The organism is Kribbella sp. NPDC051587 (assembly GCF_044453945.1).
Lineage (GTDB): Bacteria > Actinomycetota > Actinomycetes > Propionibacteriales > Kribbellaceae > Kribbella.
Genome location: NZ_JBITDE010000002.1, coordinates 214,617 through 236,361 on the forward strand (window position 1 = coordinate 214,617; position 21,745 = coordinate 236,361).

The window sequence follows — 21,745 nt, forward strand, 5'->3', positions numbered from 1 at the left end:
CGTGGAGCGGGTGTCAAGACCTGAGTTGAAAGGATTCATCCGCGGCGGCCCGGGCCGCGTACTCGGCCGGTGTCAGGCCGATCTGGGCTTTGAACTCCTTGGAGAAATGCGCCTGGTCGAAGTAACCGAGGGCGGCCGACAGCTCGGCCAGCTCGGCGACCTCGCCGCGTGCCAGCAGCTCGGCGCCGTCGTGCAACCGGTAACGGCGCAACACCCACTTCGGCCCAACGCCGACGTACCGGCGGAAGAGCCGTTGCAGCGTCCGGATCGGTACGTCGAAGCGTTCGGTGATCTCGTCGACCCGCGCCAGTGAACGGTCCTCGGCCATCGCGGTGACGATCCGCCGGACCAGCTCGTACGACGGGTCCGGCGGCGCGAGGTGATCACTGAGGAACGCCTCGAACACGGCCCGACGCCGTACGTCGGACTCTTCCGCGAACACGAGGTCGGCCAGCCGATCGCCATCGGGGAAGACCGTGGTCAGCGGTACCACCTGGTCACTGAAGGACGCGACGTCCAGGCCGGTCACCGCACCGAAGCCGCCGGCCCAGAACTTCACTCCGAAGACCCGGCCGCGGCCGCTGAGCCGGCGCTCGAACTTGCGGGTGTAGACGCCGTTCACGAACGCGCCGCCGGGCTGCTCGAAGGTGACGTTCACACTCGGGAACGGCAGCACCTCGGCGGTGTAGGGCTCGTCCAGGTCCCACTCGACGATCCAGTACCACTCCACGAACCGGCCGGCCGCGGGGCCGGGCGCGAGCCGGTTCAGCGTGCGATGCCGGGCCTGTTCCCGTGGGTGCAGGATGCCCTTCTCGCTGTCGGATGGAGTGCTCACAGGGGCTGTCGCTTTCTTACAAGACCGGTCCGGCGGTCGGCGGGTTGACTCACAGCATGACGACGGACACCGACAAAAACAGCGTAGTAAATCCCCTCCCCGACGGTTATCACTCGCTCACGCCGTACCTGGCGGTTCCGGACGGGCCGAAGGCGATCGCGTTCTACGAAGAGGTCTTCGGCGCACAGGTGATCAGCCGGCAGGACCTGCCGGACGGCCGGGTCGGTCAGGCCGAACTGCTGTTCGGGAACTCGATGCTGCAGCTCAGCGACCAGATGCCGCAGCTCGGTTTGCGGGCGCCGAACGGGGAGTGGGTGCACTCGTCGCTGGTGCACTACGTGCCGGATGTGGACGCGACGTACCAGAAGGCGATCGCGGCCGGCGCGACGTCGCGGGAAGAGGTGCAGACCTTCATGACGGGTGACCGGTACGGGACGTTCGTCGATCCGTTCGGGCATCGCTGGGCCGTGATGACGAAGGTCGAGAACGTGTCCCGGGAAGAGGCCGATCGGCGGGTCCAGGAGTGGCTCGACGCCAACCCGCAGGAGCTGTCCTGACGTGGACATAAGGAAGCGGCCCGCCGGAACCGTCCCCTGCGGCAGTTTCGGCGGGCCGCTGACTAAGAGTGTGCACGTGATCACGGAAATTGGCAACCCGCCGGCGATGAAACACTTGCTTGAAAAGGGGTGAGCCGAGGTCCGGTAGGCTTCGGTCGTAAGAGCCTGGAAGCGTCACCGGATGAACGATCGGTGAACGTCTCCGGGCTTCACCGTTTCAGAGGAGGGCTGAGATGCCCGCAATCGTGCTCGTCGGTGCCCAGTGGGGCGACGAGGGTAAAGGCAAGGCGACCGATCTGCTCGGCAACACGGGCGAGGTCATCGACTACGTGGTCAAGTTCAACGGCGGCAACAACGCCGGCCACACGGTGGTGATCGGCACCGAGAAGTATGCGCTGCACCTGCTGCCGAGCGGCATCCTGACCCCTGGTGTGACGCCGGTGATCGGCAACGGGGTCGTCGTCGACCTCGGCGTGCTGTTCGAGGAGCTGGACGCGCTGCAGGCGCGCGGCGTGGACACGTCCCGGCTGGTGATCAGCGCGAGTGCGCACCTGATCCCGCCCTACAACCGGACCCTCGACAAGGTCGCCGAGCGCTTCCTCGGCAGCCGCAAGATCGGTACGACGGGCCGCGGGATCGGACCGACGTACGCCGACAAGATGAACCGGATCGGCATCCGCGTCCAGGACCTGTACGACGAGAAGATCCTGGAGCAGAAGGTCACCGGGGCGCTGGAGCAGAAGAACCAGCTGCTGGTGAAGGTCTACAACCGGCGTGCGGTCGAGATCCGCGAGGTCCTCGACGAGCTGCTCGGGTACGCCGAGCGCCTCCGCCCGATGGTCGCCGACACCAGCCTGCTGCTGAACAAGGCGCTGGACGACGGCAAGACCGTGCTGATGGAGGCCGGTCAGGCCACGCTGCTCGACGTCGACCACGGCACCTACCCGTTCGTCACCTCCTCGAACGCGATCTCAGCCGGCGCCTGCACGGGTACCGGGATCCCGCCGACCCGCATCGACCGCGTGATGGCGGTCGTGAAGGCCTACACGACCCGGGTGGGGGAGGGTCCGTTCCCGACCGAGCTGCTCGACGCCGACGGCGAGTGGCTGCGCCAGCAGGGCTTCGAGTTCGGTACGACGACCGGCCGCCCGCGCCGTTGTGGCTGGTACGACACGGTCATCGCCCGGTACGCCGCCCGCGTGAACGGCGTCTCCGACTTCGTCCTCACGAAGCTGGACACCCTGACCGGTCGCGACAAGATCCCGGTCTGCGTCGCGTACGACGTGAACGGAGTCCGGCACGACGAGATGCCGATGACCCAGACCGACTTCCACCACGCCACCCCGATCTACGAAGAGTTCGACGGCTGGTCCGAAGACATCACCGGCTGCCGCACCTTCGAAGACCTCCCGAAGGCGGCCCAGTCCTACGTCCGCGCCGTCGAGTCCCTCAGCGGCGCCCGCATCTCCGCCGTCGGCGTAGGCCCCGAACGCTCCCAAATGGTCCAGCTCTAACCCCGTCCGTCGGCTGCCCACCCCCGGGCAGACCCGCCGGGGTTAACGTCCGAAAGATCGGAGACCACGCCCTCCGATCGTTCGGGCGTTAGGTGCCGGAGCCGCCTGGCCGGGCTTCCCGGGGTGGGGTCTTGCGTGCGGACCGCTGTCTGGCTAGTCTGAAATGAGAATAGTCGGGAAAAGTGATTAGTGTGAGGTGGTAGTAGTGGGGGAGGCGGGCTCGAGTTCGGGGTGGTTGCGGGGGACGGTGGAGTTGGTGGTGGGGGCCGTGCTGGTGGAGGGGGAGTTGCACGGGTATGCGCTGATTCAGCGGATCGCTGAGCTCGGGCTGGGGGACATCAAGGCCGGGGCGCTGTATCCGGTGCTGGGGCGGATGGAGAACGGCGGGCTGATCGAGGCGAACTGGGTTGCCGGTCAAGGCGGTCCGGGGCGGAAGGTCTATCGGCTGACGGCCGAGGGGCGGGAGCGGGTGCGCGCTGATGCCGAGCTGTGGCGCGACTTCTCGGGGGCGATGGATCGGTTGATGGCGCAGCTGGAGAGGGCAGGGAGATGAGCATGATGAGCGTGGACAAGGATGCTGCGGTCTGGGATGCGCGGGTGCGGTTGAAGCTCGCGGGTGGCGGGATCGGCAAGGAGACGGCCGACGAGGTTCTGGCCGAGGTCGCGCAGCACTGTGCTGACAGTGGTGAGACGCCGCGGGCGGCCTTTGGTGATCCTGACGAGTTTGCGACGACGGTCCTTCAGGAGCGGCGGTCGCCTGCAGAGCGGGCGGGGATCGACCGCTTCGGGTACAGCCGCGGTGAGCGCAGGTCCGAGGTCATTGCCCAGGTGGGACTGGTCTTCGTGGTGGCGGGTGTCTTCCTGTGGATCGCCGAGGGGCTGATGCTTTCGGTGACTGTTGCCGGAGGCATCGGTTTCGTCGTGCTGATCGCGGCTGTTGTTCGGGCCGTGTACGTCGTCCACGCGATGCGCGGGGATGGTCGTCGTACCGGGGAGCTGGTGCGGGCGTGGTGCGAGGCGCTGGGGCTGGGTGTTGTCGCAGCACTCGCGTTCACGCTGTGGCCGACCACGAGCGTCGGGCGCTTCCCGACCCCCGTCATCGTCGCGGCCGGATTCGTGTTGCTGTGCTGGGCTTTCGTGCGCAAGGACAACGACCCTGCCCCGGCTGGCGAGGACGGCGCGTGGCTGGCTGAGCTGAGCGCACTGCTGGTCGGTCGGCACGGAGTACCGCGTCGGAGGGCGCGGGCGCTGATCGCCGAGACGGAGGCGCACCTGAACGAGGCGAAGAGCTCACCGCTGCAGGAGTTCGGTCCAGCTGACCAGTACGCCGTGACGCTGGCCGACAGTGAGCCGCGAACCCGCTGGCCGTGGCTGTGAGCGTTAGTTGAGGCCGATGATCGGGATGTCTCGGATGAAGGGCGCCTGGCGGAGGTCGGTGAGGGTGGGGCGCTGGTAGGTGGCGTTCTCGGCGGGGATGCGGGCCCAGTCGGAGCCGGCGCCTTGGCTGGCTTCGTAGAAGCCGTAGGCGCCGATGGCGAGGAAGATGACGGCTGCGGTGGTGGCCAGCCAGCGGGGGCGGAAGATGTGGCGGGCGGTGATGTGGGCGCCGCGGCGCAGGGAGTTGCCGCCGGGGCCCCACCACGCAGTGAAGAGTGCGGTGAGGCCGGCGGCGGCGAAACCCACTGCTGACAAGGGCTGCCAGGTGAGGCTCTTGGCCGTGGCGGTCACGCCGGTGACGATGCCGCCGACTACTGCGCCCATCACGAGCGGCAGGATCATGCAGACCAGAGTGATCAGTCCGGCTGTTACGAGCTGCACTGGTGATGAAGCGACTGCTACGACACTGTCTGAGCGTCCGGCGCGGCCGCGGACCTGGCGGCGGCGCATGAGCGCCGTACTGCTGCGGTCGACGGTTCGCGCGATCACGAAGCACACTGCGGCGGCTAGCGCGCCCAGCAATGGGTAGAGCGCGATCAGCCCGGTCAATCCCACCATCAGCCCAACCACTACCGCCGTACGGCGTCCTGTCGCTGGAGCCCGGTGTGGTTCAACACCCTGCCCCGGCTGCTGGTGTGGTGCGACCTCCCGCGACGGTGGCCGGTACGGCGCTACGTCCCGGGAAGGAGCCTGGTACGGCGCTACCGCTTGTGGCGTGCTCTGGTAGCCCAAGGGCATCGCTGCGGGTGCCGCCGCGACGGGCGCGGGACTGTAGGTCGCCGGGTGAGCGCCGGGGCCCCAACCACCAGCACCCGTGCCCGCGACTGCACCGCCGCTGGCTCCTGCGCCATAACCCCCAGCAGCACCCGGACTGCCTGCGGCCAAGCCGCTGCCGCCAGCTCCCCAACCGCCTGCCGTGCCCGAGCCGCCTACCCCAGCGGCTGTGCCTGAGCCGGCCACGCCGCCCGCTGTGCCCGAGCCGGCCACACCGCCCGGTGTGCCTGAGTTGGCTACCCCAGCGGCAGTGCCCGAGCCGGCTACACCGCCTGCAGTTCCTGCGGCTGCGGCTGCGGCGGCTTTGGTGGCTTTGCGGGCGGCGGCTGCGTCGCGGACCTTGTTGGCGATGGGGGAGAAGGCGGAGAGGGGTGGGATGATTTGGGGGACGAGGTTGGCTACCTCGGTGGGTGAGGGCTCAGAGGCGACAGGGTCCGGGTCCTCGGTGGGCATCACGCGGGTCATTTGGCGCGTGGGGGGATGCATCTGGACGGTGTCGGCTGCGGCGGGGGCCGAGCGCGGCGGGAGGGCGTCGCGGCCTTCGGCGTAGCGGGTGAGGCCGGTCATGATCTCGGTCTGGGTGGGGCGGTCCTGCTTCTTCGGGGCGAGGGCTGCGGAGAGCAGGGTCTTGAGACGCGGGTCGAGGCCCTCGAGGTCTGCCTGGCCGGTGTGGACTCGGTGCAGGACGGCTTCGAAGGGGCCTTTGCCGAAGGGGCGGCGGCCGGTGGCGGCGAACGTCACGGTGGCGGCCCAGCCCCACCAGTCGGCGGACTCGGAGACCATCTCGCCTTCGATGAGCTCGGGTGCCAGGTAGCCCGGCGTACCGATCACGAGACCGGTCTGGGTGAGGCGGAGGTCGTCGGCGGCCTGGGCGATGCCGAAGTCGATCATCACCGGCTTGCCGTTGAGCATCATCACGTTGCCGGGCTTGAGGTCGCGGTGGATCACTCCGGCCAGGTGGATCGCCTGCAGCGACTCCGCGAGACAGCCAGCCAGTGGGAGCCACTTGCGGGGAGTCAGCGGACCACGGTCGTCGACCTGCTCGTCCAGCGGACGACCGGGGACGAACCGCGTCACCAGGTACGGACGGTCTGCCTCCAGGTCGTGGTCGAGGATGCCGGCCACACCAGGGTGGCTCACCTTCTGCAGTGTGGTGGCTTCACGCTGCAACCGGGCGCGTGCGGTCTCGTCGTGCGCGACGTGCGGCCGCAGCACCTTGACCGCGACCTCCTGCAGATCCGGTCCCTCTGCCAGGTAGACGACACCCATGCCACCCTGGCCGAGGCGCCGGATCAGCCGGTACGGGCCGATGCGCTCCTCCACCTCCCCGGCAGGCATGGAAGGCGTTCCCCCTGTGACTGACATGCCATCGACTGTACGTCGGCAGCAGATCACCCAGCCATGATGACGTCAGAGGTAATCGCCGAACGGCGCTCCGCGGCGGACGCTGATGCCATGACTTACTACGCGATCGCCAACCTGCAGAACGTCACCGTCGGCCCCGACATCGTCGAGTACCTGGAGCGGATCGACGCCACGCTACAGCCGTACGACGGGCACTTCATCGTCCACGGTCATCAGCCGGAGCACCTGGAAGGCGAGTGGGCCGGGACGCTGATCGTGATCGAGTTCCCGGACTACGTGAGTGCCCGCGGCTGGTACGACTCACCGGCGTACCGGGAGATCCTGCCGCTCCGCATCAACAACTCCGACGGCGTGACGATGCTGCTGGAGGGTGTCGACCGCACCCACCAAGCGACCGACGTACTGGGCTGACTACTCCCAGTACGTCGGTCAGCCGTCAGCTCACGGGGAGCCGGAAGGCGAGCAGCCCCGTGCCGGTGGCGTTGGTGATCCAGGGTCCGGCGCCGATGTGGCTCTGGTAGATCAGAGCGGTCACTCCGGTTGCCGGACCGGACAGCGTGAGCACCAGACTCCCGCCGGCGCGGTAGGCCACCGAGGACACGGTCACTGCAGCGCCCTCGACCCGGAAGTCCGCAGCTGACCCTGCAGCAACAGTGAGTGGGTCACTCGTGCGGAGCTTCACCACTAGCTGTGAGCCCGCCGCCGTGACGGACGCCGGGTTCGGTGCCGACACACCGGCCGAGGCGCCGCCGTACAGATCGCGGGCGATCACTGCGAAGTTGTGGTCGCCCAGGTCGCGGTAGCCGCCGAGGTATGCGTAGTGGCAGCCGTCGTGACCGGACAGCCCAGTAGTGGAGAGCAGTGTGACGCCGTCTGTGTCACCGAGCGCACGCTGCGCCTCACGCAGGCTGATGCTGGTGGTGTTATTACAGGGCGACGTACGGACCTGGTTGACGTAGTAGCGGGTCGCGGTACCGAAGTCGGCTCGCCAGTCCGCCAGCAGCGCACGGAACCCAGCCACGTGCACGGCTGCGTTGTCGTTGTCGCTCTCGCCTTGGTACCAGAGCACTCCGCGCACCGAACCGATCAGACCGGCCGCCTTCAGCCGCGTCCGCAGCCGGCCGTAGTTGGTGGTGAGGTCATCAGGGTTCGCGTCGTTCCGCTGGAAGAAGCTGATCGGCTGACCACCATGTGCACCCTGCACGATCGCGACCGGCACCTTGTAGGTGTCCACGATCCGCCGGCCCATCCGGATCGCCCACTGTCCAACCGAACCGGACTGCACTGTCACGTCACCAGTCGCGTAGTGCCAGACCCGGTCTGCGCCGGAGACCTGCCCGTCCGAGGTCGGAGTGCCGTAGCTACGCAGCCACGGTGACTCCTCCACGTTCGCATTGCCGTTGAACTTGGCCGCCTCCGCATTGGACTGCCCCTGGATGACAAACACGTCACCCGAGACCACACCGGAACGGCGAGCCACCACCCGGTCGATTCCGCTGCCAAGTGCACGCAGCTCGAAGTTGTACTCCTGCAGTGCCGCCCTGATCCGCGGAGTGAACCGGAAGTCGCGCGACTGCGAGCTGTACGTGTCGGTGTGCCCGTTGCTGGTCACCCGCAACTGCACCTGGGTCACCTGAGGGTCAGTGATCCTCCCGGCCACCGGCACGTTGGCGCCGTTCGCAGCGTCACGTGGGATCAGCTGCCGGTCCTGTGGCGATTCGGACAGCGAGACGAGCGACGTCCGCACAAATGCCGTCAGCTTGCGCTGTGTGTACCGCGCGGAGTTGCCAGCGAACGTCCAGTCCGGCTGCCCGGACGCAGCGGTCCCGATCCCGATCGACAGCGGTACGTCGGCCGGCTGGGTGAACGAGTTGATCGCCAGCACCGTCTTCGCAGCAGCGTTGGACGGCCGGGTCGCACCGATCTGCGAGATCTGGAACGACCCGTACGCACCCGTGGTCGGGCTGTCGTCCACGTCGTACGTGATCGGGGAGGTGTTCGCTACCTGCGTGCTGGTCTGTTCGGCGTAGGTGTTCGGCCACATCTCCAGATAGCCGGTCTGCCTGAGCCCAGTGGTCACGTTCGGCACGTTGGACGCGACCTCGAGGTCGTCGACCCGCTGCCGGGTGACCTGTCCGGCCTTGGTGGGCAGTCCGATCCTGCTGGCGTCAGTGGAGAACGGCTCCATCGCGGTCCACACGCGCTGTGGTCCGTCCGGCCCGTTCAGCTCGAGGCAGTAGCCGACGCGGTCGAAGTTCGAGCCGACCTCGGTACGGCGGTCCAGGGTGTACGGCAGTTCCTTGTCCAGCCACCCTGCCTTCTCGGGCAGCGTCAGCTGCAGCACCGGCGTGTACCCGACTGCCGCAGCCGCACAGCCGGTCCCTGGATCTCGGAGCGCGGGAAGAAGCGCATGGGCCTGCGCGGTGATGGTCGAAGCCAGCAGAGTGGCTATGACGGAGACAGCAAGAAGACGTCGAGGCATGGGCGGACCTCCGGGGCGGGCAGATCGGGGCGGTGGGGCGGGGAAGGAATCAGTACTGTCAGCAACCTTGGTAGGCGACCTACCGCCCCGGAGGCTTGGGCCGGACTGCTTTCCTGCGGTCAGCGGTCCGAACCCTGCGCCCAACGGACCAGGTGTCCTGAGTCGGAACTTCGACGGCACTGGAGGCGCCCAGGCACGCACCTCGCGGCGTTGGAGAAGCGTCCACGATGAACACCGCATCGAGGACGCTTCTCCGCCTTGCGATGCACGCACCTGGACACCTCCAGCACTCGCCGAACTCCCGACTCAGGACACCGCGTTGTCAGCTCTTCTGCAGCTCGGGGTACGCCGCCGCGAGGTCGCCGGAGACGGACTGCTTGGCCCAGCGGGCGGTGTCGTCGGCGAGCACCTCGTAGGCGCCGGACTCGATCCCGTCGAGGGCCTGCTTGGCGACGTCCTCCGGCTGCGTCTTCGGTCCCGGGACTCCGGCCGCCATGTCGGTGTCGACGTACCCCATGTGCAGTCCGGTGACACCGATGCCACGGTTGACCAGCTCGACCCGCAGTGAGTTCGACTGGTGCCAGAGCGCCGCCTTGGTGGCGGAGTAGGCGCCGTGCCGCGCGATCCAGGACAACGCCGAGTGCGCGTTCAGGATGTGGCCGCCGCCGTTGCGCTCGATGATCGGGACGAAGGCCTTGGTGACCTCGAGCGGACCGAAGAAGTTCGCCTCGAAGACGGCGCGCAGGTCGTCGGTCGGCGCGTCCAGGTAGGTCTGCGGCGCACCCGCGCCGGCGTTGTTGATCAGCACCGTCACATCAGGCGCCGCTGCGGCCAGCGCCGCGATCGAGGCCGGGTCGGTGACCTCCAGCGGCAGCGGTACGACGCGCGGGTCGGTGCTCGGCTTCGGTGTCCGGGCCGTCGCGTAGACCTTGGCGACCTCGCGGGTGAGCAGGTCGTCGACGAGAGCCTTGCCAATACCACGCTGTCCGCCGGTGACGAGGACGACAGCACCGTCGAGAGAGGTCATGAGTACGCTCCAAAGAAGAAGGAAACCGATCGGTTTCCACTAAGGTAAACCGATCTGTTTCCGAATTCAAATCGAGCCGGTACCCTCGTCGTATGAGCAGCTCGGCGACACCCCGCGAACGCCTCCTCGAGGCAGCGGGCGACCTCTTCTACCGTGACGGCGTGAACATCGGCGTGGATGCGCTCTGCAAGGCGGCCGGAGTCTCGAAGAAGTCGATGTACCAGCTGTTCCGCTCCAAGGACGAGCTGATCGCCGAGAGCCTGGCCAGCCGCGGTCCCGGCTACCAGACGCTGCTCACCCCGGGGCCCGACGACCGCTCGCCGCGGGAGCGGATCCTGGACGTGTTCGAGCGCCAGGACGATGTGGTTGCTCACGGCAACTTCCTGGGCTGCCCGTACGTCGGCACCGCGGTCGAGCTGAAGAATCCGGAGCACCCGGGGTCGGTGGTGGCGCGGCACTTCAAGCAGCAGCTCACCGACTTCTTCCACCGCGAGCTGGTCAAGGCCGGCGCCGAGGATCCCGGCACGCTGGCGATCCAGCTGACGATCGCCTTCGACGGCGCGAGCGTCCGCTCGGTCATCCGCGCCCAGTCGCTGGGCGGCATCGGCGTACTGACCGCGGGCGCGCTCCTGGACGCTGCAGGCATCCGCGCCGGCGAACTGGCCGGTCACCTGAGCTGAGCTGCGAGTAGGGTCTCGCGCATGGAGATCCCCGCCGGGTTCAAGGACCTGCTGTCGTCGACCGCGGTCGCGATCGTCGGCACGATCGGCAAGCACGGCGAGCCGCAGATCACGCCGCAGTGGTTCCTCTGGGACGGCGAACAGGTCCGGATCAGTCTCGTCGAGGGCCGGCAGAAGCTCCGCAACCTGCGCCGGAATCCGGCCATCGCGGTGATGATCGTCGACCCCGCGCGGCCGACGTACTATCTCGAACTCCGCGGCCGGATCGAGGAGCTCGTGCCCGATCCGGAGCTGGCGCTCGAGCAGGCGATCGCCCGCAAGTACGTCGGTGAGTGGTCGGACGTGGAGCCACCCGGTACGCCGCGCTTCGCGGCCGCGGTCACCGTCGAGCGCATCACCAGCCAACTCGGCCACCCCTGACGCCCCGCGGTCGCCAGGGGTGCCGGCGATCAGTTGGTCAGTTGGGCGAGTTCAGCACCGGCCAGCAGGAAGCCGCCGACGCCGAAGTCGGCGGTCGAGTCGTAGGTGATCGGCTGACTCGACTCCGGCCGGTCGCCGACCTTCTGCACGTAGCCGAGGAAACCGTCAGGGTGGACGGCGGTGGCCACCATTCCGTTCCAGGCCTTGGCCGCCATCGGCAAATAAGTGGCCGAGGGCAACAATCCGGCGCGGACGGCGTAGGCCGCCGAGTACGCGAAGAACGCCGTACCGCTGGTCTCCGGTCCGGGCAGGTGCTGCGGGTCGGCCAGGTTGACGTTCCAGAAACCGTCCGAGCGCTGGATCGACCGCAACGAACCCACCAGCTGCGTCAGGCCGGTCTTGTACTCGGCGACATTCGCCTGATCGCCCGGTAGGGCCTTCAGGGTCTTCACGTGCGCGGCCGCGACCCAGCCGTCGCCGCGCGACCAGACGACCGGTTTCCCGTTGGGAGAAAGGATTCCGGTCGGCAGGAACCGGTCGTCGCGGTACCACAGGCCGTTCGACTGGATCCACAACTTCCGGGTCCGCTTGGTGTGGTTGTAGAGCTGGTAGAGCTTCGTCCAGTACGCCGGATCCGCGCGCAGCCGCCCGATCCGGGCGAACGGTGGCATCGCCATGTGGAGCGCGTCGCACCACCACCAGTCGTCGATCTTGGTGCTGTTCACCATCCGGCTCAAGGTGTCCGTCGCCGCGGTCAGCTTGGTGGCGGACGGTTCGAGTTCGTAGAGATCGAGATAGGTCTGGATGCAGTTGTGATTGTCGGCGTGCCGGGTCGTGACACCGCCGGGGATGCCGTAGTTGTGCCGCTCGGCCCAGGCGCGCGCGTAATTCAGGTAGCGCACCTCACCGGTCAGCTTGTACGCGGCCATCAGGCCGCTGAAGAACGTCGAGCGGGCCCAGCCGTTGTCGCCGGAGTCGCTGTGCGTGGCGATCCACTGGTCGGCGACGCGGCGAACCACCGCGATGATGTCGGCCCGCGGCGGGAGCGCGCTCGATGGCGGAGCGGCCGCGGCGGTAGTGGTGACAGAGGGTAGTGCCGGGGCGGCCATGACTGCGGTTCCAGCGAGCAGGAACTGGCGTCTTTTCATGGGACAAATCCTCACTTTGTTCCACTGAACTGGGAAAACAGGATGAATTGTTCCAGCGTGAATTAATGCTGCTGAGATGTTGACGCCCTTACGGTCCGTCGTCAAACTTTCGCAAAGACTCTGCGGATCGAGTGCCCTGGGACGGGTGTCCCTCGGCGCTTGCGGCGCCCAGGCACGCACCTCGCGGCACCACAGTGAAGGCCAAGATGCTCCGCATCGAGACCCCCACTCCGGCACCCCGATGCACGCACCTGAACACCGCAATCGCTCGAGCTACACCCGCCCCACGGCACGTGGGGGGAGTCGCAGAGTCGTACCGCCCCCTCAAGCAAGGAATCCGCCCATGAGAATCAAGCCTTTCCTGGTTGCTCTCGCGAGTGCCGGTCTGGTGGCCGCCGCTCTGAGCAGCCCAGCAGCTGCATCTCCCACGGCCGAGCAGTCGTCGGACGCGGTCAACGCGCCGGCCGCGCCGGCTGTGTTCACCCATCCTGGAGTCGGCGTCAGCCGGGCCCAGCTGGACTTCGTGAAGGCGAAGGTCCAGGCCGGTGCGCAGCCGTGGACCAACGCCTACAACCAGGCCAAGAACAGTGCGTACGGCTCGCTGTCGCGGACCCCGAAGCCGCGTGCGGTCGTCGAATGTGGCCCGTACTCCGACCCGAACCTCGGCTGCACGGACGAGCGCCAGGACGCGATCGCGGCGTACACGGATGCCCTGGTCTGGTACATCAGCGGCGACGTGCGCTACGCGCAGAAGTCGATCGAGCTGATGGATGCCTGGTCGGCGACGATCCGCGACCACACCAACAGCAACGCCCCGCTGCAGACCGGCTGGGCCGCGTCGTCGTGGCCGAAGGCGGCCGAGATCATCAAGCACGTCTACGGGAACTGGCCGAACTCGGGCCGCTTCGGCACGATGCTGCGCAACGTCTACGCGGCGAAGATCATCAACGGCTCCAACTCCAACGGCAACTGGGAGCTGACCATCATCGAGGCCCTGCAGGGCATCGGGGTGTTCCTCGAGGACAAGACGATCTACGACAAGGCCCTCTCGCTGTTCGCCAACCGCGCGCCGGCATACGTGTACCTGGCCTCGGACGGCGCGCTGCCGAAGACGGTGCCGAGCCAGAACCTCAACACCCGCGACAAGATCGTCAGCTACTGGCAGGGTCAGGGCACGTTCGTCACCGGTCTGACTCAGGAGACCTGTCGCGACTTCGTTCACACCGGTTACGGCATCTCCGCGATCTCGCACGTGCTGGAGACCTCGCGGATCCAGGGTATCGACCTCTACCCGACGTACGGCGAGCGCCTGCGCCAAGCACTCGGCTTCCAGGCCAAGTACGAGCGGCAGGCCGAGCCGGTCCCGTCCTGGCTGTGTGGCGGTTCGGTGAAGCGTGGCCTCGGTCCGATCACCGAGGTCGGCTACAACGCACTGCACACCCGGCTGGGGATCGCCATGGCAAACACCCAGGCACTCACCGAGGCCAACCGGCCCGCCGGGACGAACGCACTGTTCGTGGCGTGGGAGACGCTGACCCACGCGGAGAACCCTGCCTGAGGTAGCAGACTCAGGCCTCTGAAGGCGGTCCGGGAGAGCTGGGGATTCTGCCCCCTCAGCTCTCCCGGATCGCTACTTGTCAGCCGATCGCCTCGCCGCGTTTCCAGTAACCCTGGAAGGAGATCGATGGCTTCGGCAGGCCGACCACATTGACCAGGTGCCGCCGTACCGCCTTGATCATCGACGACTCACCGGCCACCCAGGCGAAGTCGACGGTCGCGGGCAGGTCGGCGGCTTTGAGGGCCTCGAGCAACGGCATCGTCTCGTCGTCGGAGTTGAGCCAGGTGACGTCGGCGGTACCGGGGGTCGGCAGCGGGCGGCGATCACGCTCGTCCGGGACCTGCGCGAAGACGGTCGCGTGCACGTCCGGCGGCAACTGCTCGAGGATGCCGGTCAAGGCCGGGAGCGCGGTTTCGTCGGCGATCAGGACGCGGTGCTTGCTGGTGTCCGGCGGCACGTAGTCGACGCCGGAGTTCAGCAAGCCCTTGACGCTGGTCGTGTCGACCGCGAACGCCAGGATCAGCCCGACCGAGTCACCCGGTACGACGTTCGTCGCCCACGCCGAGGCGGGTCCGTTGACGCCGTGCAGCACGAACTCGATGTCCATCTCGCACTGCTCGGGGCGGAGTTCGCGGACCGTGTAGGTACGCATGATGAAACGGTCTGCCTCCGGCTGGGCGCACCAAACGGCGTACCAGTCCGGGCCTGACGGGAGCGTGAACTCGGCGCCGCTCGGCGGCGGGAGCAGGACCTTGATCCGCTGGTCGGGACCGGCGGTGACGGCCTCGGCGATCCGCGGTGCGACGAAGGTCACGCGGCGCAGATGGGGGCTCAGATCGACGACCGCCTGGACGGTCACGAACTCCGCCTCGAAGACGATCGGCTGCGTGGCGACTGCGGTCATTCGGGTTTCTCCAACCAGCACTGGCGAGACTCGGATGCGTACTCGGGGAAGGTGAGGTTATTCTGAAGCTCCTAGAGGTTAGCCTTACCTAAGAGGATCCCGAAAGCCTGATGCCAGCGCCCCCGCCGCCAGTCGATTCCGTCGCGGTCGATTCCGCCAGTCGCGACACCAGCGCGACCGCTGCCGGATCGGCACGCCCGCGCCGGACCAGGCGCGCCACGCTGGTTCTCGGGCTGGTCGGCTGTGTCGCCCTGCTCGTTCTGGTGATCCTGCTCAGCGTCGCGGTCGGGTCGAAGCAGATTCCGTTGTCCACCGTGCTCGACGCCCTGCGGCATTACGACAAGTCGAATACCGATCACGTAATCATTCACTCACTGCGTGTGCCCAGGACTCTGATCGGCCTTCTGGTCGGTGCGGCTCTCGGGCTGTCCGGTGCGTTGATGCAGGGCGTCACCCGGAACCCACTCGCCGACCCCGGAATCCTCGGGGTGAACGGCGGCGCGGCACTTTTTGTTGTCGGCGGCATCTACTGGTTCGGGCTCGCCAGCCTGACGGCATACGTCTGGCTCGCCTTCGCCGGCGCGGCTGCGGCCTCGGTGGCGGTCTACTTCCTTGGCTCACTCGGCCGGGAGGGCGCGACGCCGGTCAAGCTCGCGCTCGCCGGTGCCGCGCTGACCGCGATGCTCGGTTCGCTCACGACCGCCTTGCTGATCAGCGACGTCGACACGTTCGACCAGTTCCGGTTCTGGTCGGTCGGATCGCTGGCCGGTCGCGGATCGGATATCGCCAGCCAGGTAGCGCCGTTCATCCTGATCGGGATCGTGCTGTCGCTGTTCTGCGGCCGGGTGCTGAACGCGATGTCGCTCGGTGACGAGGTCGCCAAGTCGCTCGGCCAGCGCGTCGGGCTCGCTCGACTGTTCGTCGCGGTAGTGGTCGTGCTGCTCTGTGGAGCCGCCACCGCGGCCGCCGGCCCGATCGGCTTCGTCGGCCTGACCATTCCGCACGTCGCGCGCCTGATCACCGGGCCCGACTACCGCTGGATCCTGCCGTATTCGGCGGTGCTGTCCCCGATCCTGCTGCTCGGCTCCGATGTCATCGGCCGGGTCGTCGCCCTGCCCGGTGAACTGCAGGTCGGCATCGTGACCGCGGTCATCGGCGCACCCTTCTTCATCATGCTGGTGCGCCGGCGGAAGCTGGCTGACCTGTGACCACTGCCGAAGAAGCCATCCACGTCATCACCCGGGCCCGCGCGGTCCGGCAGGCGCGCACGGCCGCCGTCATCGTCGTCCTCGCGATCCTGGTCTTCGCCACGTTCTGCGTCTCGCTGTCACTGGGTGACTTCAAGATCCCGGTGATCGACGTGGTGAAGACCTTGTTCGGGGGCGGCGACAAGGCCACCGAGTTCATCGTGAACCGGCTGCGACTGCCGCGGGCACTCACCGGCCTGATGGTCGGCGCCGCGCTGGGCATGTCCGGCGCGATCTTCCAGAGCATCGCTCGCAACCCGCTCGCCAGCCCCGACATCATCGGTGTCACGTACGGCGCCAGTGCGTTCGCGGTGTTCGCGATCGTCACGCTCGGGATGACCGGGCTGGCGGTGTCCGGGTTCGCCATCCTCGGTGCGATCCTGACCGCGTTCATCATGTACGTCCTGGCCTGGCGGCACGGGGTGTCGAGCTACCGGTTGATCCTGATCGGGATCGGGATCGGCGCGATCGCCACCAGCGTCACGTCGTACCTGCTGACCAAGGCGCGGGTCGAGATCGCCCAGCAGGCGCTGATCTGGCTCACCGGTTCGCTGAACGGGCGGGACTGGTCGAACGTCCAGGCCATGACGATCACGCTGGTGATCACCGCGCCGCTGTCGGTCTGGCTCGTGCACCGGCTGCGAATCCTGCAGTTGGGTGACGAAACGGCGTACGGGCTGGGGTTGCGGGTGGAGAGCTCGCGGCTCGGGCTGATCGTGGTCGGCGTCCTCCTCGCGGCCGTCGCAACCGCGGCGGCGGGCCCGATCGGGTTCGTCGCGTTCGTCGGTCCGCCGATCGCGCGCCGGCTGACTCGGTCGCCGGGACCGGCGATGATCTCGTCCGCGCTGATCGGCGCGCTCGTGGTGGCCTTGTCCGATCTGATCGCGCAGCACGCCTTCGGCGACACCCAACTGCCCGTCGGCGTGGTGACCGGAGTCGTCGGAGCGCCGTACCTGATGTACCTGCTGGCTCGGACGAACCGGGTGGGAAGTGGTGGCTGAGATGGAGAACTCCGTGCAACGACACAGTCTTGCGGCCGAGGGCCTCGCGGTCGGCTACGACCAGCGGCAGATCATCGACGACCTGTCGGTCGAGATCCCCACCGGCAAGATCACCGTCATCGTCGGCGCCAACGCCTGCGGCAAGTCCACGCTACTGAAGACGCTGGCCCGGCTGCTGAAGCCGTCGAAGGGCTCGGTGCTGCTGGACGGCAAGAGCATCCAGTCGATCCCGACCCGCGAGGTCGCCACCAAGCTCGGCCTGCTGCCGCAGTCGCCGTCCGCGCCGGAAGGCATCACGGTCGCCGACCTGGTCGGCCGCGGCCGCTACCCGCGGACCCGCTGGATCCGGCAGTGGACCAAGACCGACGACGAGGCGGTCGCGAACGCGATGACCTCGACCGACGTACTGGAGATCGCCGACCGGCCGATCGACGAGCTCTCCGGCGGTCAGCGGCAGCGCGTCTGGATCGCGATGGCGCTCGCCCAGGAGACCGACATCCTGCTTCTCGACGAGCCCACCACGTTCCTCGACCTGACCCACCAGTTCGAGGTCCTCGACCTGCTCGTCGACCTGAACAAGCGCGACGCCCGCACGATCGTCCTGGTGCTGCACGACCTCAACCAGGCCTGCCGGTTCGGCGACCACCTGATCGCGATGAAGGACGGCGCGATCGTTGCCAAGGGCAACCCGGACGACGTGATCACCGAGTCGGTCGTGCACGACGTCTTCGGTCTGCACGTCAAGATCATCCCCGACCCCGTCGCCGGTACGCCGATGGTCGTACCCCTCGGCCGTCACACCACCCGCACCGACCGCCCCACCGACGTACCGGCCGACACCCCCGCCGGCACACCGACCGCCACCCCCGCCGGCACACCGACCGCCACTTCCACCGGCAACCCGGCCGCCGCAGCCCTGGCCGCCTCAGCCGCCGCCAACGGCATCTGCCGCCCCACCGACCGCTAGCCACCCGCGCCGGCCCGAGCGACCGCAATTTGAGGGGATATCCACGGAAGTGGACCCTTCTCCCCTCAAATTTCGAGGGGAGAACCGGCACATTGAGGGGATATCCGGTCAAATGTCGGGGGTGCGGGGGTGCGGGGGTGCGAGGGTGCGAGGGATGCGAGGGGGTGGGTGGGGGCTAGGGGGTGGGGCGGGTGGTGAGGTGGTGGAGGAGTAGGCCGGCCAGGAGGGCGCCTAGGGTTCCGAGGGCGAGGTCGCCGAGGGTGTCGGTGTAGGCGGTCTGGAGTTCGGGGGAGTTGCGGACGAAGGCGACGTACTCGCCGAGTTCCCAGATGACGGCGGCGGTGGCGCCGAAGCCGAGGGCGACGAAGGCGGTGACGGCGCGGGAGAGGTTGCGGGGGGCAAAGGCCAGCAGGGCGCCGGCGGTGAGGAAGCCCCACAGGACGAAGTGCATGGCGTCGTCCCACCAGGTGACTGTGTCGAACAGGTTCAGGCGGTTGCCGATCAGATCGATCAGCCACGGCAGGGTCAGCAGGAGGTCGGCGGGCCACGGGAACGCGTCGTACAGCTTGCTGCGGGTGCGGCCGTAGGCCCACCACCAGATCGGGAGCACCATCGCGCCGATCGGGTACACGACCAGGCGGGCAGTCGAGGCTTTGCCCTTGATGCCGCTGAGGTCCGGCCAGATGAGGGCCGTCAGCAACAAGGCGAACAGCAGGAGCTTCGCGAGCAGAGCGGCGTACCGGACCGCGTTGATCCGGGCCGGCGTCGTGGCAACCATCGTCGTCATGCCTCTCAGTCAAACCGACCGCTGGGCGCCGCGGATGAGTACATCTACGCGAAGAACCCCCGCGATCTTCGTCAGTGTGACGGATCGCGGGGGCTCTGGGGAGTAGGTCAGCCGACGCTCAGCAGGTCGACGACGAAGATCAGGGTCTCGCCCGGCTTGATCGCGTTGCCGGCGCCGCGGTCGCCGTAGCCCAGGTGCGGCGGGATGACCAGCTTGCGGCGGCCGCCGACCTTCATGCCCTGGACGCCGGAGTCCCAGCCCTGGATGACCTGGCCGACGCCGAGCTGGAAGCCCAGCGGCGCGCCCCGGTTGTACGACGCGTCGAACTCCTCGCCGGTCGAGTGCGCAACGCCCACGTAGTGCACGTTGACCCGCGAGCCGGCCACGGCCTCGTCGCCATCGCCCACGGTGATGTCGGTGATCTCGAGATCCGCCGGCGGCGGTCCGTCGGGAAAGTCGATCTCTGGCTTGTCAGTCATACCCTCCAGGCTAACCAGACCCCGTCCGCGGTCGGCAGCAGGGTCACGGACAATGGCGCCATGCCGACCTATCGCGCCCGTTTCGACGCCACGGTGACGTTCACGAACGGGGGTGGGCTGCAGGCGCAGGGGTTCCTGGTCGACGTCGGTTCGGCAGACGTCACGACAGCGCGGATCGGAGAGCTCTTCCTCGCCTCGCTCGGGCTCCTGATGGCGGGCGAGGTCCAGCTCAGCAACGTGGAGATCGTCGAGGCCGCGCACAAGGGCACCCGCGGTGGGCCCGCCGCCGAGAGCATGACGGGCGGCGAGCGGGCGACGTACATCGAGCTCAGTCAGGAAGGCGCGGGGAACCCACCCGGGTTCAGCCTTGAGCGCACCGTCGACCTGCCGGCGGTCGTCGTACGGCTGGAGGACAGCGGGCGGCTCGGAATCGACGCGGCAGCGCTGGCGACGTACGACGTCCGCGGGAAGGCGGTGCTCCTCCAGACCGGTGACGAGCAGTCGCATTTCCTGACGCGTGATGGCGCCGAGTGGTTGATCGACCACGGAGCGCTCTTGGTCGGCATCGACGCCGCCACCATCGACGACCCGGCCGACGCCACCCGCCCCGCACACACTCTCCTGGTCGGCGCCGGCATCGCCATCGTCGAGCGCCTCACCAACCTCGCCGAGGTCCCACCCACCGGCGCTCAGTTCACCGCAATCGCTCCCCGCGCCGAAGGCACCTTCGCCTACGCAAAGGTTTAGCTGCTGACTGGTGGGAGGTCGTTGGCGAGGTCGCGGAGGCGGTCGAAGACCGAACCACCGGAGGCGGAGCCGCCGTCGTGCTGCCACTCGTTGGTGACCCAGGTGGTGAGGTTGCCGATCCGGGCGGCGGTCCGGAGCGAGAGCGCGACATCGACGTACATGTCCTCGTGCCAGATCGCGGCTGCGACCGGGACGCGGTTGGCGGCCAGCCGGGCGACGTCGTACAGGGGGAACCAGCCGCCTTCGGAGGCGAGCAGGTTCGCGGCGTCGGCGAACTCGCGGAGACCGGAGATGTCCTCGAACATCCAGGGGTAGATCATCTCGCCGGTGAAGAGCAGCCGCGCCGCGTCCGGCGCGAACTCCGCCGGCCGCAGCCGGTCGGCGGCCCAGCTCGTCGGGCGGTCGTCCTGCGCGTAGATGGACTCGTGGATGACGGCCCACAACGGGTCGAGTCCGAGTGCGGTCTGCTCCAGGACGGCGTACAGGAATTTGTCGGACAGCTCCGTGCCGTCCCAGGCGTTGTCGACCAGCCAGTGCAGCGGTTGTGCCGCGTTCCCCATGCCGAGATTGATGCCGAGCAGCTGGAAGCGGCGGACGTCGAGGCGGTCGCCGTTCGGGAGCCGGACGTCGTGATCACGCAGGTGATCGGCGATCCGGCGGACGCGGTCGACGTCGTCGGGGAAGCGGGCGTAGTACGCGTCGTTCTTGGCCACAACCTGTGGATAGGTGTGGGCATAAACGTCGTCGGCGGTGGTGTCGAGACCGGGCAGACCGCCGGTGATCAGGCAGGTCTTCAAGCTCTCCGGTGCCAGCGACAGGTAGGTGAGCGTGATGAACCCGCCGTAGCTGGTGCCGAGCGTCGTCCAGGGTTTGTCCGGACTGACCTGGGCGCGGACCAGCTCGGCGTCGCGCACGATCGAATCGGCGCGGAAATGCCGCAGGTACGCCGCCAGCTCGGCCGGGCTCTTCGACTCCGCGGTCCGCCGGGTGATCGCCGTACTGCGGCCGGTCCCGCGCTGGTCGAGGAGCAGCACTCGGAAGTCGTGAACGGCCCGGCCGATCCACCCACCGGCCTCGACCGGACGCGGCGACATCAGGCCCGGCCCGCCCTGGAAGTAGATCAACCACGGCAGGTCCGAGTCTTCCTTGCCTGGAGCAACGACCTCACGCCCCAGTACTTCGATCGTCTCGCCGTCAGGCTTCGTGTGGTCCAGCGGAACGGTGAAGAAGTGATCGGTAACGACCAACCCAGGCAGTCTCGGCATAGGCCCATCCTCGGGCCCGGCGAGGTCATCGGTCCACGGAATTGATCCGGGCGTGGAGGTGAACGTCGTGCCGGCCGTCGGCCAACTGCCAGACGCTACGGAGGGTGCCTTCGAGCGGGTAGCCGGCCTTCTCGGCGACTCGGCAGGACGGGTGGTTCCGGGTGGAGTGCTGGAGTGCGATGCGCTGGAACCCGAGGTCGAAGCACCAGCGCTCGAGCGTGGCGATCGCGCGGGGCGCCAGGCCCTGGCCGCGGGCGGTGGGGAGCATCCAATAGGAGAGGCTGACGCTCGCGTTGGTCTGGTCGATGTGGCGGAGACCGATCTGGCCGACCGCGGCGCCGTCCGCGGTGACCGCCCAGGAAGCGGCCTCGCCCGATGACCAGCGGTGTGGCCATTGGGCGAGCCAGGCTTCAGCTTCTCCGGTGGTGTCGATGCGGAGGACGTGCCATTGCTCGATCTCGGGATTGGTGAAGGCCGCGATCACCGTCGGTACGTCGGTGGGCCGCCACGGGCGAAGGTTGTCGAGAGTGGGTTGCTCGGGAGCGAGCACC

General features: G+C 68.0%; 22 protein-coding genes. 12 read left to right on the forward strand and 10 right to left on the reverse strand.

The features are described from left to right. Positions 1-13 precede the first annotated feature (13 nt). Positions 14-835: a DUF6597 domain-containing transcriptional factor gene (locus tag ACIA49_RS07165; protein ID WP_396376225.1), complete on the reverse strand. Its 822-nt coding sequence runs from the start codon at positions 833-835 to the stop codon at positions 14-16. A 56-nt stretch (positions 836-891) separates the two neighbouring features. On the opposite strand from ACIA49_RS07165, the gene ACIA49_RS07170 reads away from it, so the two are divergent. The 4 genes from ACIA49_RS07170 (at position 892) to ACIA49_RS07185 (ending at position 4,283) form a co-directional block, all read left to right on the forward strand. Continuing rightward, positions 892-1,392, forward strand: coding sequence for a VOC family protein (locus ACIA49_RS07170; protein WP_396376226.1), 501 nt, complete (start codon positions 892-894; stop codon positions 1,390-1,392). Between the two features lie 233 nt (positions 1,393-1,625). Continuing rightward, positions 1,626-2,906 carry an adenylosuccinate synthase gene (locus tag ACIA49_RS07175; protein WP_396376227.1) on the forward strand — a complete coding sequence of 427 codons (1,281 nt, stop codon included), beginning with the start codon at positions 1,626-1,628 and terminating at the stop codon, positions 2,904-2,906. A 259-nt stretch (positions 2,907-3,165) separates the two neighbouring features. Beyond that, entirely contained in the window at positions 3,166-3,459 is a 294-nt protein-coding gene (locus tag ACIA49_RS07180) for a PadR family transcriptional regulator (protein WP_396376228.1), read from the forward strand. Between the two features lie 2 nt (positions 3,460-3,461). After that, positions 3,462-4,283 (forward strand): hypothetical protein, encoded by an 822-nt coding sequence (locus tag ACIA49_RS07185; protein WP_396376229.1) that lies wholly within the window; start codon positions 3,462-3,464, stop codon positions 4,281-4,283. A gap of 3 nt (positions 4,284-4,286) precedes the next feature. On the opposite strand, the gene ACIA49_RS07190 is transcribed toward ACIA49_RS07185, so the two are convergent. Beyond that, the gene (locus ACIA49_RS07190) at positions 4,287-6,482 is read right to left on the reverse strand and encodes a serine/threonine-protein kinase (RefSeq protein ID WP_396376230.1); all 2,196 of its coding nucleotides are present in this window, start codon (positions 6,480-6,482) and stop codon (positions 4,287-4,289) included. A gap of 90 nt (positions 6,483-6,572) precedes the next feature. Between ACIA49_RS07190 and ACIA49_RS07195 the strand changes: the two genes are divergently transcribed. Next, positions 6,573-6,893 (forward strand): DUF1330 domain-containing protein, encoded by a 321-nt coding sequence (locus ACIA49_RS07195; protein WP_396376231.1) that lies wholly within the window; start codon positions 6,573-6,575, stop codon positions 6,891-6,893. Between the two features lie 25 nt (positions 6,894-6,918). On the opposite strand, the gene ACIA49_RS07200 is transcribed toward ACIA49_RS07195, so the two are convergent. Both ACIA49_RS07200 and ACIA49_RS07205 read right to left on the reverse strand, forming a co-directional pair. After that, complete coding sequence (locus ACIA49_RS07200; protein WP_396376232.1) at positions 6,919-8,964, reverse strand: sialate O-acetylesterase; 2,046 nt, start codon at positions 8,962-8,964, stop codon at positions 6,919-6,921. Between the two features lie 322 nt (positions 8,965-9,286). After that, positions 9,287-9,991, reverse strand: coding sequence for an SDR family oxidoreductase (locus ACIA49_RS07205; RefSeq protein ID WP_396376233.1), 705 nt, complete (start codon positions 9,989-9,991; stop codon positions 9,287-9,289). A 92-nt stretch (positions 9,992-10,083) separates the two neighbouring features. Between ACIA49_RS07205 and ACIA49_RS07210 the strand changes: the two genes are divergently transcribed. Together ACIA49_RS07210 and ACIA49_RS07215 are read left to right on the forward strand one after the other, a co-directional pair. Beyond that, the gene (locus ACIA49_RS07210; RefSeq protein WP_396376234.1) at positions 10,084-10,671 is read left to right on the forward strand and encodes a TetR/AcrR family transcriptional regulator; all 588 of its coding nucleotides are present in this window, start codon (positions 10,084-10,086) and stop codon (positions 10,669-10,671) included. Between the two features lie 21 nt (positions 10,672-10,692). Continuing rightward, positions 10,693-11,091, forward strand: coding sequence for a PPOX class F420-dependent oxidoreductase (locus ACIA49_RS07215; protein WP_396376235.1), 399 nt, complete (start codon positions 10,693-10,695; stop codon positions 11,089-11,091). A 29-nt stretch (positions 11,092-11,120) separates the two neighbouring features. Here ACIA49_RS07215 and ACIA49_RS07220 read toward each other — a convergent pair whose 3' ends face one another. Beyond that, positions 11,121-12,239 (reverse strand): glycoside hydrolase family 88 protein, encoded by a 1,119-nt coding sequence (locus tag ACIA49_RS07220; protein ID WP_396376236.1) that lies wholly within the window; start codon positions 12,237-12,239, stop codon positions 11,121-11,123. Between the two features lie 343 nt (positions 12,240-12,582). Between ACIA49_RS07220 and ACIA49_RS07225 the strand changes: the two genes are divergently transcribed. Beyond that, on the forward strand, positions 12,583-13,797 hold the full coding sequence (locus ACIA49_RS07225; RefSeq protein ID WP_396376237.1) for an alginate lyase family protein: 1,215 nt from the start codon (positions 12,583-12,585) through the stop codon (positions 13,795-13,797). Positions 13,798-13,876: 79 nt separating this feature from the next. Here ACIA49_RS07225 and ACIA49_RS07230 read toward each other — a convergent pair whose 3' ends face one another. Then, entirely contained in the window at positions 13,877-14,701 is an 825-nt protein-coding gene (locus tag ACIA49_RS07230) for a siderophore-interacting protein (RefSeq protein WP_396376238.1), read from the reverse strand. Between the two features lie 110 nt (positions 14,702-14,811). Between ACIA49_RS07230 and ACIA49_RS07235 the strand changes: the two genes are divergently transcribed. Genes ACIA49_RS07235 through ACIA49_RS07245 form a run of 3 tightly spaced genes read left to right on the forward strand, consistent with a single transcriptional unit; the run spans position 14,812 to position 17,916 of the window. Continuing rightward, positions 14,812-15,909, forward strand: a complete 1,098-nt coding sequence (locus ACIA49_RS07235; protein ID WP_396376239.1) for a FecCD family ABC transporter permease — start codon at positions 14,812-14,814, stop codon at positions 15,907-15,909. After that, positions 15,906-16,949, forward strand: a complete 1,044-nt coding sequence (locus ACIA49_RS07240) for a FecCD family ABC transporter permease (RefSeq protein WP_396376240.1) — start codon at positions 15,906-15,908, stop codon at positions 16,947-16,949. Before ACIA49_RS07235 ends, ACIA49_RS07240 begins: the two co-directional genes overlap by 4 nt. A 1-nt stretch (position 16,950) precedes the next feature. Beyond that, positions 16,951-17,916 carry an ATP-binding cassette domain-containing protein gene (locus ACIA49_RS07245; protein ID WP_396376241.1) on the forward strand — a complete coding sequence of 322 codons (966 nt, stop codon included), beginning with the start codon at positions 16,951-16,953 and terminating at the stop codon, positions 17,914-17,916. A 175-nt stretch (positions 17,917-18,091) separates the two neighbouring features. Here ACIA49_RS07245 and ACIA49_RS07250 read toward each other — a convergent pair whose 3' ends face one another. Together ACIA49_RS07250 and ACIA49_RS07255 are read right to left on the reverse strand one after the other, a co-directional pair. After that, complete coding sequence (locus ACIA49_RS07250; protein WP_396376242.1) at positions 18,092-18,703, reverse strand: hypothetical protein; 612 nt, start codon at positions 18,701-18,703, stop codon at positions 18,092-18,094. A 107-nt stretch (positions 18,704-18,810) separates the two neighbouring features. Beyond that, positions 18,811-19,182 carry an FKBP-type peptidyl-prolyl cis-trans isomerase gene (locus tag ACIA49_RS07255; protein WP_396376243.1) on the reverse strand — a complete coding sequence of 124 codons (372 nt, stop codon included), beginning with the start codon at positions 19,180-19,182 and terminating at the stop codon, positions 18,811-18,813. 60 nt (positions 19,183-19,242) lie between these two features. Between ACIA49_RS07255 and ACIA49_RS07260 the strand changes: the two genes are divergently transcribed. Beyond that, complete coding sequence (locus ACIA49_RS07260; protein WP_396376244.1) at positions 19,243-19,929, forward strand: cyclase family protein; 687 nt, start codon at positions 19,243-19,245, stop codon at positions 19,927-19,929. Here ACIA49_RS07260 and ACIA49_RS07265 read toward each other — a convergent pair. Both ACIA49_RS07265 and ACIA49_RS07270 read right to left on the reverse strand, forming a co-directional pair. Continuing rightward, positions 19,926-21,194: an alpha/beta fold hydrolase gene (locus ACIA49_RS07265; RefSeq protein ID WP_396376245.1), complete on the reverse strand. Its 1,269-nt coding sequence runs from the start codon at positions 21,192-21,194 to the stop codon at positions 19,926-19,928. The genes ACIA49_RS07260 and ACIA49_RS07265 overlap by 4 nt on opposite strands. A 25-nt stretch (positions 21,195-21,219) precedes the next feature. Then, positions 21,220-21,744: a GNAT family N-acetyltransferase gene (locus tag ACIA49_RS07270; RefSeq protein WP_396376246.1), complete on the reverse strand. Its 525-nt coding sequence runs from the start codon at positions 21,742-21,744 to the stop codon at positions 21,220-21,222. Between the last annotated feature and the right edge of the window lies 1 nt (position 21,745).